A 13,845-nucleotide genomic window follows, 5' to 3' on the forward strand; every position below is an offset into this window, starting at 1 on the left:
AAATTTTTTAAGAAAATCCCCTATCTCCCAAGAGATAAGTCCATGTGGAGGGTAAAATCGATATGGAGTTATTTTTGGTGAGAGAAAATTTCATGCGAGATACTTGAGGTGTTCTTTCAATTTTTATTTCCTTGTCCGTCCAATAAGATATGATTTTTCCTCCATAGGGCATCGCAACCAAGGTTTCATCATCTTGTTTACGTTTGGTGAAATTATTGAGTAACAACACAGGTATTTCTTTTTCTCTGCAAATTTTTGTTAAAGTGGCCAAAATTAAGGTCATTTCTTGATTAATGTGTTCGTTTTTTTTATCCGTTCCTAATTCTAATAAGTATTGACTCGCAATTTCATCAATAATTATAAATCCTACTTTGGGATGTTTAAAAAATCTTTCTAGCTGTTCAATTTGCAGTTGCCATTTTATTATGACATCAAGTTGTTCCTTAAATGTGTTTACTTGCCAAAAAAGAACTTGTGATTTGAATTTATCCCATTGAGGTATGATTCGTTTAATTAACTGCTTGATTGGACTTTGTTTTGTGTGTAAGTAGAAGCATTTTTGATCTGTTTTTTCAAGAATTTGGAGAATGAGTTGCAAGGCAATTGTAGTTTTTCCAGTTCCGACATCTCCCCATAGCATAGTAAGTTGAGGATTCAATAACAAAGACGAAACAAAATCATTTATTGAAATATATGGGAATTTATCCTTTTTTTGGGAAAATATCATTTCTTCATTGGGAATGTAATCCATTTAACGAATCAATCCGATATAAATGTATATTTATGAACGTTGCTCAGATTTTTAAACTTGAAGTACACTGTTTAATTAGGGTCGAACATTTAAAAATTTGGGTGAAAATTTTGTCGGATGTTGGAATCTATACAAATGATTTGCGTTTGTTTTATCATATAACAAAGAAATTCAAAAGCGAAAATTTTGAATTTAATGCATTGGATGATTTTAGATGTATTAACCCTTCCACAAAAGTTTTAATAACAACCCAATCTGACTTGGATCTATTTGACCCTGATATTCCTGATTACATTGATGTCATTATCGTGTTGCCTTCATATTCATTAGATGAAATTATGTTGCGAACGTGCCAACACTTAAAAAATATTCCTACTGCGAGAGAGATAACTATTTCTCTTGACCCTGGCACAGTTCGGACAGGTCTTGCAATATTTTTAGATGGGTATTATCTTTACAGTACAGAGTTTACCTCTCTTGACCGAGTACGCTCATTTATTCAAGAGATTTTTGGGATTTATCCCAATCCTTCGAAGATGATTAAAATTGGAAATGGTTATTCCCAGCTAACAAAAAGATTTCTTAAAGCATTAATAGTTCGTCAAGTGGCAAATATAAATGTACACTATTCATTAGTGAATGAAAGATTTACTTCAAATTCTTCCCGATGTAAGAAAATAGGGGTTAAATCTGTTCATGAGCAAGCAGCTATCTTAATCGGTCGAAGAAAAGGAAAAATAGTTACTGGTTTTTAGTTTCAAAAACATTGTTGTTTTTTTTTTCAAAACTTCCTAAGATCAAATAAAGAAATAGATCAAAGAATTTGTCTTAGTGTGAGTGCATCTAATCAAGGAAGTTTCCTACAAGATTTTAATGAGATGGAAGTGCAGTTGTACAAACATTTAAGGAGAGCCCGAAAAGCACTCAATCTTCAAACTATTATTTCATTAACTGGAATGAAGAAAAAAACCATTCTAAGTTCAATAAAGAAATTTAATTTTCTGGGATTAATTTATTCTCCTTCTCGGAATAATTTTGCATTACAGGGAAAATACCATGGTGATCCTCTTTTAATGTACGAGTATGAAGCATTAACTGAACTTGAGCATATTTTAGGAGAATCAATCCCCCAAATCGAAAAAGTTGATCTAAATTTTGGATATGTATCGGATAACTTTCGGGTTCTTGAACTCGGATTATATAAAAAAAATATTGAAGAACTTCCTCATTCTATTGGTAAATTGAAGCAATTAAGAATACTCGATTTGGGTTATAATAAACTCAAGAAATTACCCTTAGAATTGCGTAATTTAGTAGGAATTACACGACTTAATTTGATGTTTAATCTTTTTACAGAGATTCCTCTCATGATTCGAAAAATGGTAACACTCAGAGAACTTGAATTTCAAGGCAATAAACTCACCGAGTTGCCTCCTTGGATAAATAAATTGACATTCATGTCTGGGATGGATTTTGGGCATAACAATTTAGAACGTTTGCATGAAAATATTGGAAAACACCCAAAATTAAACTATCTCGATTTGTGGAACAATAAACTTACTGAACTTCCAGATTCCATCTGCCAACTAAAAGAGTTGAAATTATTGGGGTTGTCAAGAAATCAACTTGTATCCCTTCCTGAATCTATCGGAAGTCTTTCCAACTTAATTTCACTTGGGTTGGATAGTAACCAAATCGATGCTTTTCCAGAATCTATCTGCAAATTGACTCATTTAGAAAAATTAGATATTAGTTATAACCCATTAACTTCTAATTCAGATAAAGTTAAAAAATGGTTAAATAATTTAATAGTTGGGGAAAAATGCCAATTAACCAATGTTCATGAAGCAAGTAGTCAAGACGAGGGCTAAAGAAAATTATGGATGAATTTTGGCAATATCCCCAAATTTTTTAATAAATGCCTCAACTGATTTGGAAATGATCATATGTGCGTAATCACGCCCTTTCCAATCTCTTACTTCTGAGTAGGAATGTTCTTCTAAATTTTTATATGTTCTGAAAAATTCTTGAATTTCATCAATATAGTGCTGAGGTAATTGCACGATATCCTCGTATGTTTTATATATGGGATCCATATCTGGAACAGCCAAGATTTTTTCATCCACTCCATTTTGATCTTCCATCAGTAAAACGCCAATAGGTCGTACTTCCAAACAGACTAGAGGGTATGTAGGGTGAGTGATTAATACTAAGATATCTAAAGGATCACCATCATCAGCATATGTGCCTGGAATGAATCCATAATCTTGCGGATAAATAACGCTTGAATGCAACACTCTATCTAACTTTAAAAGATTCGTTGTTTTAGACATTTCGTATTTATTTTGAGTCCCTTTTGGGCATTCTATAATAGCATTGACCTTTTTAGGGACATCAGAACCAGGGGAAATAACTTGCCAATATTTTTGAAGTTCTTTCATCATTTTAACCTATGATAATTATTGCTATATTCATTTTTTTATTCAGGGCGAATTAAGTTTAAACGTTGACCATTTGGTATAACGGATGGATATTGCTTAAAAAGTCGACCCCATTCGGTGGTATTATATTTTTTAATCCGTTGCTTTCCAATTGTGTTATACCAAAATAAATCATGATAAATGGCGCTTAGCATGACTGGACCTAGATTAAAGAGAAAAGTATGCATCAGGGGCTCTAAGAATTTCAGTTTTCCTTTGCGAACTTGTTGATCTCCCCACACTACTAAGCTACGTTCAACGCTAAATTTCCAATCTTCATCCTTAGCATCTTCATCTCCGATTATTTCAATTTGATCTGGGTCTCCACATCCTAATCCGGCATCATGACATAATTTGATGAAAGGAAGTTTCATTGGATCAAAACCCATCATTTTGGCAGCGATTGCATCAACCGCTACTTGATCATATCCTGCCATGATATAGTTCTTAATTCGAGGCATCATACATCGGGGACCTGCTCCATCACCTGCGACTGTTCCATCAACAATTGCCATTAAGCTAGGATGAATTTGTTTTTGGATTGTGAGCAAATCGACGAGTACTTCGCTCATATATTGATGAGAGAAATGGCGACGTTTCGTGAGTAGTCCGCCAAAAGAATTTTTAATGGAACAAGTTATCCCACCAGCACTTTCATGATTATGATGATCAAAGTCACCTCCCATGGAACCTGTGTGACCATGAGTTTTAAAAGTAGGGAGGTGGATCATGTTTTTTCCGATGTAAAATTGTGGAATTGAAAATCCTTCTGGAAATATTTTGGAGTCTAGCACCATCAAAGGTAATTTAGATTTGAAGGGGGTGAATTTTACACGGGTTAATGGAACAAAGTAAGTATTATATTTTGTAATTATGGGTGACCATTTATTGCCCTTCAAACCCTTTGCAATATTTGTAACAACCGTGCGATTTTCACAAGTAAAAATATTTTTACCGGAAAACCCATCGTCTTTCATTTTTTTTAATACTCCCTCAACTTGCCAAGGGGGGGAAGAACACGCAGGGTAGTATTTACTCCAAGAGAGGTTCAATTTAACAAGTGTTTTCTGTTCAGGGGAAAAAAATTTCGTATAATTTGCTAATTCCATTAATTTTGCATAATCGTCTATTATCGTTTTACTCGAAGTTTTTTTAACAAAAATCTGGGGTTTTTCTTTAGCTGGCATAGATACTCACTTAAATAAATTCATAATATTTACAATATAAAAAAGTCCCACGTTCCAATTTCTAAGTATAGGATTGACAGCACTAATATGCCTAATGTTAAACTTCCAATTACCATAGGTTTATCTGTAATTAACTTTTCTGCATTACGTGCAATAATAGGTTTTGCATGAATAAGATAGATATAACGGATGATTAAGAATAGTGCAAAAGGGGTACTAAAAACTAATAGTCCTTGATTTTCTAGTGGAACGATAGAATCACTCTCTTGAGGTCCTAACACGCAATATAATGTATACATAATAAATAGGGCCGTTCCAACTATAATGAGTATATTGTTTAAAAGGGCACTAGAATATTCATCATAGGTTTTTTTATGTTTGCTTGCATCTTCTGAACCCAGTAAGTCAAAATCTGCAATTCGTTTTCCTGTGGCAAGAAGCAAAGCTGTAAGAAATACTGTAATCGTTAACCATGGTGATATTCTGACGTTAAGGATGGCACAACCTGCGAGAGCTCTCCAAATATAGGTTGTACTTAAGCAAATAATATCTGCAAATGCAATTTGCTTAAGAACAAAATTATATAGAACTCCATTTAGAAACACCAGGACAATCATAATAGAAAACAAATTTTTAAAATAGATAATGAAGCCAATCTCAATCCCGAAGATGATAAAAAATAGAACCCATGCAAACATTTTTGACAATGTTCCATTCGCTAATGGTCGAGTTAACATTTTTTCGGAATGGATTTTGTCCGATTCAATATCCATTATATCATTTAAAATATAAACCAAAGAAGAACTAAGACAAATTAAGAAGAATCCCAATAGCAAGCGCGGATATTCGGGAAATTCAAATAATTTGCCTGCAAAAAAAACTCCTATGAATAAAATCAAGTTTTTGTAGTATTGACGAACTCGTAGGAGCTGAAATACCGCTTTAAATTTTGAAGCCATAATTTTCACAGTTTTATATTAATATTTTTTCTGGATGTCTCCATTGGATTATTTTATTTATTAAATTACTGAAACCACTAATATTTGATTTCTTTTGGAGAATTAGATTTGGTGAAATTAATCCAATCACATCAATTTTAGAGATTTCGAGTTCCATTTCTTCTTCAAAAATAGATTTTACCCAGATTTTATGTATTTGTTCAATTTCACTTTTTTCATCTATTTTGAATTCAATTTTAGTGATGAAGGCATCAATTTCTGCATTAACTGCTTTCTTTAAAATAACATAACACCGAATTTGTTGTTCTTGCAAGTGCTGAATAAATTTTCGTTCTGATTCAAATGAAGTTTCGTCATTATGGATTGGGAAGTAAAGTTCGGAATATTTGAAAATATAATCTTCTTTTTTAGCTTCAAATGTGGAGTTCGATTCTGGATCCTTCAATTGCAATACAAATTCCTTGTTTTCATTTAACTCATAGTTTTCTAATATCATTCTTTTGAAAGATCCCTTTTCTTTCATAAAAATATCTTTTTCCTTAAACTGCTCAATATATTGATACGATTTAGGAACGATCTCGTTAAAAATAGATTTTTTCACTTCACTTTCCTGATCCCCTAGACGTTCAAAAACTAAAACTCCTGTATTAAGGAAAAGATAGGAAGGGTTCTCCTTTTTAGGCTTTTTCTCTGATTTTTGGTAGACTTCCTCAAGGCGAATTTCTTTCAATTTCAGTAACGATTCCTCTTTCCTATATGGGTAAATTTCTCCGATATTGACTGAAACTTCTAAATTTTGGGATGGATTAATAGTGATAAATTCTTTTGTTTCATCTCCTTGCAATACCTTCACTTTATATCTTATTGGTTCTGTTATGCTATCCACATACTCAATATCTTCAATTCTTCCAAATATTCTTTTCTTTGTTATCAAATTTTGATAAACATAAGTTTGTCCAATTTTAAAACTCAATTCTTCCTTTTTCTTTAAAATTGTCATAATATCCTTAACATCAGTTATTTTGAATCGTTTTTTGACTTTCTCAGTTGTCATTTGAATATATTTTTGTCGAGCATGTTCTGTTTCTATTAAAAATTGATTTGCTTTATATTTTTTAAGAAACGTAAATGGCATTAATGATTCACGCATGCAAGAAATTGGTGTTTCATTGTAAGATGCCATTATTCGATGATAGGATGGGGGGTGAGAGTTAATAAGATTTGAGAGAAGTGTCCCTTTATTTGGATTAATTAAATTTTTATTAAGATAACTCGCTGTTGAGATATAATTCAGCATTTTATTATTTTCAGTTTCAATTTCATTACTCAATAATGTTGCATCTAGTCCAATTTCATGAGATGTTGCATAAAATGATTCCAAGTTATACAATCCTTTTGCCAATTCATGAGCATAACCAGCGTCTCGAGCCGCTTTATCTGCATGAGCTTCAAAATCACGAACGAAAATATAAATAAAAACACTCATAACAACATTCAAGAGTAAAAAGACCCATAATGGGAACGGTTGGCTGTCTGGTGCAAAAGTATAATCATACATGGTCACGGGCCATTTTAAGAAATAAAATATAAGTATCTGTATTGATGAGATGATGTTTAACCAAAAAGTGTGAAGTCCCTTTAAATGTCCAAGTTCATGGGCAACAACCCCTTTTAATTCGTCTTCGGGTATTGTATCTATTTCCGGAGAAATAATTGCCATATGCATATTAAAGAAGGCTCCATAGGCCATGGCATTTAGGATGGGGTATTTAGCATATCTAATTTTAATCTTTTTAGGATCCATTTTCATTTTGATTGCAGTCTCTTCAACAATTTTAACCAAACGAGGATCATCGGTTTTCTTATAACCCATTAAAAGATCTAACAAAGGTCCTGAAAAGACATATATAACAATATTACTAATAATAAGAGCAAAATAGATGGAATTCATTATGATGTCTTCTAATTCTTGTGGTCCTAATTTAGCAACAGTTACAATTAATCCCCATGCAACTAAATAGACTGCAAGAGTAAGGTATGTTGGGCTCATAAATCGGAAAACAACCATATATTTCCGACCGAAGAATGCAAAACCTAATATGAGCATTACCCAGAAACTCAAAGAAAATGCTGTATTTAACCATACTTCTCCGTCTTCGATCAATCCATTTGCCTGTAAGATATCTCCTATAATTCCTGCAAAAAAAATCATATTGTATGTAATTACGGTTATTAGCACAACTTTATTAAGAATTTCATAATCCTTCATTTCATAAACACCAAAAATGAGATAGATTGAGAAGGCACCAATAAAAGAGTTAAACAAATTTTTAGAAGCAAGGTAGACGGTGATAAATAAGAAAATGATAACAACAAGATCACTCCATTCACTTCGTTTTCCATTTTTTATCCAATTAAGTCCTTCATTAATCATTACTATCCACATTATTCCAAAGCCTGCCCATAAAGCAATATCAAGTGGCTTTGTAGGTATTTTAATTACCTGTAAGAGAAATAGGGGCAATATGATTGATAAAGTACCAAGAATAAATGTTAAAAGAATTAACATCTGGTTTCTTTTTTTCATGGGTAAAGGTATTATTGGGAAAATTAATACTTAATTGCTTATTTCTTTAAGTGAAAATGGATGATCTTGAACAAATTACTTCGCTTGTACAGCTAAAGGAAATGTATAGAAATAAGTTACCGAACCATGTTGGATTAATTTTAGATGGCAATCGGAGATGGATCAAACAACAAGGCCTTGTAGACACATTGAAAGGCCATAAAGCAGGGTATAAAACCCTAAGGAAAATTCTTTACCCATTTTTCGAAGCAGGAGTGACTTATCTAAGTATTTATGCACTTTCTTCTGAAAATATTCGAAAAAGATCGGCTAAAGAAGTGAAATATTTGTTTAAGTTACTCTTGACTGGAATTGAAGATGTGTTGAAAGAACCGCTTATTCATGAAAAGCGCGTCCAAGTTAAAGTAATTGGACGATTACACGAACTTCCCGAAGATATTCAACATGCTATTGAGCATATGAATCAAGCAACAGCGCATTATAATGGATGTTTTATCAATGTTTGTATTAATTATGATGGTCAGGAAGAAATTGTTGATGCTGTAAAAAGCATTGTTTCCAAGGGTTTACCTGTTGAAAAAATCAATAAGCAAGTGCTCAAGGAGCATCTTTATACCAATAAATTTCCAGAAGCAGATTATATTATTCGAACAGGGATGGATGATGGAGCTCGAATTTCTGGATTTTTAGTATGGGATTCATCATATGCTGAATATCGATTTCGAAACGAATTGTGGCCAGAATATAACGAAAAAATGCTACTTGAAGATTTAATCGAATATGTAAAGCGTAATCGAAGAAAAGGCAAATAGACTTGTTTAGTTGGTTCGTGTTAAAGCTAATTCTGCAATTCCAACCAAATTTTCTTTCGCTTCTGACTCGGGAAATATACTCAATGTTTTTTTTGCTTCGCTTGCATGTTTTTTTGCTATCAGTTTTGCTTCAGAAATTGCCCCGCTCTTTTTAATTAGATCAAGCGCTTTCTGCACATCTAAGTCATTTTTCTCTTTTTTATCCAAAAATGTTTTTAGATTTTTTAAGTCTGTCGAACTCAGATGTTCCAAAGCATATAGAAGGATGTATGTTTTTTTTCCTTCACGGAGATCACTCCCTATTGGTTTTCCAAAATCTTTTACATTTCCAATTATTCCTAAAATATCATCAACTAATTGAAATGCAATTCCAAGTGAAATACCATATTGTTCTAAAGCTTCAATCTCTACTTTTGAAAATTCGCCTGCTATAGCTCCAATCTGAACACTTGTTTTGAAAAGGGCTCCCGTTTTTAATTTGATCATTTCAAAGTATTCTTCAACTGAAACATCCGTCCTATTCTCAAAATTCATATCCATGGTTTGCCCTTCACATAAATCAATTCCAACATTTCCCAAGGCTAAGGAAATATTAGATTTAATGTCAGGAGAAAATTGTGATTCATTAACTAATACTGTACTCATTGATGATAGCAAATCTCCCGCTAAAATTGCTGTCGATTCATTCCATTTCGTGTGTACAGTTGGTATTCCTCTTCGAATTGGATCATTATCCATGATGTCATCATGAATGAGGGTAAAAGTGTGTAGAATTTCAACAGCACTGGCAATTGGAATCAAATTATCAATGTAAGGTTGGTTTAGTTTAAAACTTTCTATTACTAAAAATGGTCTCAGTCGTTTTCCTCCTCCGAGAATGTAATGATTGGCTGCATCCCACAGGTTTTTTATTTTACCCATCAATCGTTTTGATAAAAATTGATCCACTTTGTTTGCTGTTTGACTTATATTTAATTTTATTTGTTTTTCATCCATATTATTCATTCCTTTATATGATTTTGACGTTAGATTCTATTATTTTTCCATGTTTCTAAGGGGGGATATATTATTTTTGGGATATTTTGTAGTTCCTTCAAGTTTTTACTTCCTGTTAGAAGCATCACTCGTTTTAAATCCCTTTCTAACTTGCTGATGTATTCATTTATTTCTTTAGGTCCATTTTTGATAAGTTGAATAAAAGGTAGTGCAATTCCCCCCATATCAGCTCCAATTGAAATTGCTTTAGCAATATCAATTCCACTTCGAATTCCCCCACTTCCGATTATGAAGTTCTTTGGGTTTGAGACGCTTTTTACTTCCAAAATACTGGCCGCGGTTGGGATCCCCCAGTCTGAAAAAGGGTTTAAATTATCATGTCCATAACTAATTTGTTTGGATTTTGTTCGATGATTTTCTATTACTGAAAAAGATGTTCCACCTGCCCCAGCAACATCAATAATTTCGATTCCGTTGTTAAATAATTTCTGGGCAATTTCCTTGGAAATTCCTGCTCCTGTTTCTTTAATAATTATTGGAATTTCTAATTCATCTCTCAATTCTATAATTTTATTGAATCCAGAACCATAAATTCTATCTCCTTCTGGTTGAATTATTTCTTGAAGACTATTAAGATGAATCGCTAAGGCATCAGCATCAATCATTTTGATAATTTTTTCAATGGGGCTAATATCTGAATACCGGACAATTTGAGCGATTCCTATATTGGCAATTAATGGAATAGTGGGTGCAACATTTCTTGCTATTTTGAATGACATATATGATTCTGGATGCTCTAATGCTACTCTCTGGCTTCCAACCATCATGGCAATTTTTTTTTCTTCAGCAACATTTGCTAATATTTTGTTGATTTCTTTTCCTTTTTCAGTTCCACCTGTCAATGCTTCAATAACAAGAGGTATTCTTAAGTTTTTGTTTAAAAATGTGATAGATGTATTTATTTCTTCAAATTCAAAGTTGGGTATAGCTTGATGAATAAATTCAATGTATTTGAACCAAGATTTGTTATTTGATTCAACTTGTTGGGTTTGAGCAATTTCAATATGTTTGTCTTTTCTATCAAGAATAGTGGTTTTCATCCTAAGTGCCTCATTTTTTAATATATAGTTGTTGAAGGAATTTTTTGTTGTTGAAGGGCTTTTAAAAGGAAATTTTTCTGTTTACCGTTAATTAATTGGACTGGGATTTTCAATTTGCAAATTTTTTTAGTTTCTTCTAATTTTCCCAAAATTCCTCCCGTTACATCAATTTTTAGTCCTAAATTGAAGAATTTAATGGAATCAATTTTTGTATGCTCAATATTTGAAAGAAGTTTTTTTTTTTTATCAGCATCTTCAATATAAAGACCATCTTCATCGAAACAAAAAACAACTTTCCTAATTCGGTATTTTGGTGGTTTTTTTGAATCCACAAATTGTTTACATATTTCTTCAATTATTTTATCACCTGAAATAATGGAAAAATCATTTTCTTGTCCAAAGATAATATCTCCATATAATATTGGAGTAATTTTCAAATCTAGCAATTTTATTAATACTGTTATCAAATTTCCCGAGGGGAATCGCTTTTGATAAAATACAGCAGAAGGTTGTATAGGCATCGCTGGAATTTTTTTTTCTAAGAACTTATTTAAGATAATAGAATTTAACTTAGCCACTCCGTTATGGGTTTTTATTAATCCTATTATTTGATCCTCAATTTCATTATTCCGGCCCGAAACGATGTGGTATTCCTTCGCAAGTGGGTGAGCAAATGATCCCGCTCCATGAACTATAATGCATTTCTGATCTGCTTTTTGTATTTGATCAATCAAATCATCCAAAACGTCTTCTTTCAATGAAAAAGGAATATTTTTGTCTGTTATGACACTACCGCCTATTTTAATAATCGTAATATCCTGTGTATTAGTCATTTTGAACCCCTGAGTAATTAATTGATGTTAGAATTGAAGTAAAACTATTTTCCTTTAACTTTTTTGATAATTTTGTTAAATTTTCTGATGAATCAATTGCTATTAGACAACCACCTGACCCTGCTCCTGTTATTTTTATACCTTGGATTTCTTCATTAGAAGCAATTTTTAATATTTTTTCTATATTTGGTGTTGATAATTTTAATTTTTGCAATTGAACTTGATTTTGATGTAAAACCTGTTGTAACATCGAGAAATTATTGGAATTTAATGCATTCAATCCTCGTTTTGTTATTTTCCCAATTTCATTAAAAATAATATTCGTTGATTCAGGGTTTTTTTTAATTAAATTTGACACTTGTTGTATTGCTTGTATTGTTTCGTGTGGTTCACCAGAATATATGAGTAGAATTGGGATATTATCTATAGGAACGCGTTCTATCTGGGAATCGTGGTATAGGATTGCACCTCCATAAGAGCATATTGAATTATCAATTCCTGAAGGATTTCCATGTGTGATTTGTTCGCATTTTAGAGCACAGTGCGAGATGTTTGCTTTATCAAGTCCAAGGTTGAAATAATGACTTAGTGCTGAACATAATGCTACGGCTATAGATGCCGAAGATCCTAAACCAGATCCTGGCCAAATTTGGGATGAAATCTCAATCCGAATTCTGAATCTTTTTTCCTCGATTCCATACTTTTCACTAATATATTGGAGACCAATTGGAATTTGAACCCATTTTTCATTAACATTTTTCCTCATATTATCTAAGGATTCGAATTCCTTACAATATTCATAATCTCGTAAGTTGAGAATTATTTTATTATATTTATGAGAACTGATTTTGCATTCTGAGAATAAATTGATCGCTACAGCAAGAGCAGGATAATTATGGACTACTGCGTGTTCTCCAAAGAGAATACACTTCCCAGGGGCTTTAGCGATTGTTGTGGTCATTATATTTCAACTCTTATTTCCCAATTTCTTGTTGTGAAGTTTCATATGTCCTTTTTGTATTCCTTCTGATGCCAATGCCCTTAGTGCTGCAATGTTTTGTGCTAAACCAACTGCAACCGCTATTTGAGCTAATTCTTCGGCTTTTGACACTTGTAAAATCTTAAATGCAATTCTGGTCATCGGATGATTTTGAATTATATTCCCAATTGTTGCTATAGGCATAGGTAGTTCTAATTCTCCACATAATCGTCCTTGATGATCTACCCAATATTTACTTAAACTTGAATAACTTCCCGTTTTGGAATTATAACTTGCGAAGGCATGTGCTCCCGCTTCTAATGCTCTTGTATCATTCCCAGTTGCTAATGCTAAAGCGGAAATCCCATTCATGATTCCTTTATTATGGGTTGTGGCACGAAATGGATCTGCTTGAGCAAAAGCGTATGCATTCATTATATTTGAGACTATTTCTGGACCTCCTAACATTTCTGTGTCAAAAATTGCGGAACATTTTGCCATTCGATGGATAGAGAGATTTGAAATAATTTTAAGCATAATCATTCCCGGAATTTTATCTTCTAAATAATTGGCGAGCGCTTCTACCATCGTATTGACTGCATTAGCTCCCATGGCATCTAAAACATCAATCAGTACATGTAAAATAACCATTGGTCCCTTTATTGTCTTTATTTGGCGAACAATGATGTCTCTTGCCCCTCCTCCTAATGAAATTAACTTCTCATCACAAGAATTTGCCAAATCTAACAGTTTCTTCTTTTCAAAGTTAATGAATTGAGAAATTTCTATAATTTGCTCTTCTTCAATTTTAACAATTTGAATTTGACCAATCATAATCGATTTAACTGGTTCGCATCTAAATCCACCATATTTTCTCGCAAACCGTGCCGCATTACTCGCAGCAGCTACAATCGAAGGTTCTTCTGTGACCATGGGTATAAGATATTCGTTTTCGTTAATTAGAAAGTTAGTGGCTAATGAAAAGGGTAATTGAAAACTTCCAATTACATTCTCTGTATAGGCATCCAATTCATCTGGATTAAAATATCCAAAATTTTTTAAAATATTTTGCTCTGCATCAGTTAAATCAGCTAATTTTTTGATGATTGATTGCCGTTCTTCAACAGTGTGCTTATAAAAACCAGAAATTGATGATTTCAA

General features: G+C 32.6%; 13 protein-coding genes. 3 read left to right on the plus strand and 10 right to left on the minus strand.

The genetic code is table 11. The features are described 5' to 3' along the window. Nucleotides 1-7: 7 nt before the first annotated feature. Nucleotides 8-751, minus strand: a complete 744-nt coding sequence (locus tag NEF87_RS17955; RefSeq protein ID WP_457916914.1) for an AAA family ATPase — start codon at nt 749-751, stop codon at nt 8-10. 110 nt (nt 752-861) lie between these two features. Here NEF87_RS17955 and NEF87_RS17960 point away from each other — a divergent pair, with 110 nt between their 5' ends. Next, nucleotides 862-1,506 carry a hypothetical protein gene (locus tag NEF87_RS17960; RefSeq protein ID WP_457916915.1) on the plus strand — a complete coding sequence of 215 codons (645 nt, stop codon included), beginning with the start codon at nt 862-864 and terminating at the stop codon, nt 1,504-1,506. Between the two features lie 78 nt (nt 1,507-1,584). Further along, complete coding sequence (locus tag NEF87_RS17965) at nt 1,585-2,622, plus strand: leucine-rich repeat domain-containing protein (protein WP_457916916.1); 1,038 nt, start codon at nt 1,585-1,587, stop codon at nt 2,620-2,622. A gap of 6 nt (nt 2,623-2,628) precedes the next feature. Here the strand turns inward: NEF87_RS17965 and NEF87_RS17970 are convergent, their stop codons facing one another. The 4 genes from NEF87_RS17970 to NEF87_RS17985 are packed head-to-tail and all read right to left on the minus strand — an operon-like array spanning nt 2,629 to nt 7,964. Beyond that, nucleotides 2,629-3,195 (minus strand): inorganic diphosphatase, encoded by a 567-nt coding sequence (locus tag NEF87_RS17970; RefSeq protein ID WP_371802825.1) that lies wholly within the window; start codon nt 3,193-3,195, stop codon nt 2,629-2,631. Nucleotides 3,196-3,230: 35 nt separating this feature from the next. Next, on the minus strand, nt 3,231-4,418 hold the full coding sequence (locus tag NEF87_RS17975) for a DUF362 domain-containing protein (protein ID WP_457916917.1): 1,188 nt from the start codon (nt 4,416-4,418) through the stop codon (nt 3,231-3,233). Between the two features lie 29 nt (nt 4,419-4,447). Then, nucleotides 4,448-5,377, minus strand: coding sequence for a UbiA family prenyltransferase (locus NEF87_RS17980; protein WP_457916918.1), 930 nt, complete (start codon nt 5,375-5,377; stop codon nt 4,448-4,450). A 13-nt stretch (nt 5,378-5,390) separates the two neighbouring features. Then, on the minus strand, nt 5,391-7,964 hold the full coding sequence (locus NEF87_RS17985) for a M48 family metalloprotease (protein ID WP_457916919.1): 2,574 nt from the start codon (nt 7,962-7,964) through the stop codon (nt 5,391-5,393). A 56-nt stretch (nt 7,965-8,020) separates the two neighbouring features. Here NEF87_RS17985 and uppS point away from each other — a divergent pair, with 56 nt between their 5' ends. Further along, nucleotides 8,021-8,776 (plus strand): polyprenyl diphosphate synthase, encoded by a 756-nt coding sequence (uppS, locus tag NEF87_RS17990; RefSeq protein ID WP_457916920.1) that lies wholly within the window; start codon nt 8,021-8,023, stop codon nt 8,774-8,776. 6 nt (nt 8,777-8,782) lie between these two features. Here uppS and NEF87_RS17995 read toward each other — a convergent pair whose 3' ends face one another. The 5 genes from NEF87_RS17995 to NEF87_RS18015 are packed head-to-tail and all read right to left on the minus strand — an operon-like array spanning nt 8,783 to nt 13,845. Continuing rightward, nucleotides 8,783-9,772, minus strand: a complete 990-nt coding sequence (locus NEF87_RS17995) for a polyprenyl synthetase family protein (RefSeq protein ID WP_457916921.1) — start codon at nt 9,770-9,772, stop codon at nt 8,783-8,785. 29 nt (nt 9,773-9,801) lie between these two features. Further along, a complete protein-coding gene (gene fni, locus NEF87_RS18000; protein ID WP_457916922.1) occupies nt 9,802-10,872 on the minus strand; it encodes a type 2 isopentenyl-diphosphate Delta-isomerase in 1,071 nt (356 codons plus the stop codon). A 17-nt stretch (nt 10,873-10,889) separates the two neighbouring features. Continuing rightward, nucleotides 10,890-11,705, minus strand: a complete 816-nt coding sequence (locus NEF87_RS18005) for an isopentenyl phosphate kinase (protein WP_457916923.1) — start codon at nt 11,703-11,705, stop codon at nt 10,890-10,892. Then, the gene (gene mvk, locus NEF87_RS18010; RefSeq protein ID WP_457916924.1) at nt 11,698-12,666 is read right to left on the minus strand and encodes a mevalonate kinase; all 969 of its coding nucleotides are present in this window, start codon (nt 12,664-12,666) and stop codon (nt 11,698-11,700) included. The genes NEF87_RS18005 and mvk overlap by 8 nt, the downstream gene beginning before the upstream one ends. Before the next feature lie 6 nt (nt 12,667-12,672). Next, nucleotides 12,673-13,845 carry a hydroxymethylglutaryl-CoA reductase, degradative gene (locus tag NEF87_RS18015; protein WP_457916925.1) on the minus strand — a complete coding sequence of 391 codons (1,173 nt, stop codon included), beginning with the start codon at nt 13,843-13,845 and terminating at the stop codon, nt 12,673-12,675.

Origin of the sequence: Candidatus Lokiarchaeum ossiferum, from assembly GCA_025839675.1 — an archaeon.
In the GTDB taxonomy this organism is placed as follows: domain Archaea; phylum Asgardarchaeota; class Lokiarchaeia; order Sigyniarchaeales; family Promethearchaeaceae; genus Lokiarchaeum; species Lokiarchaeum ossiferum.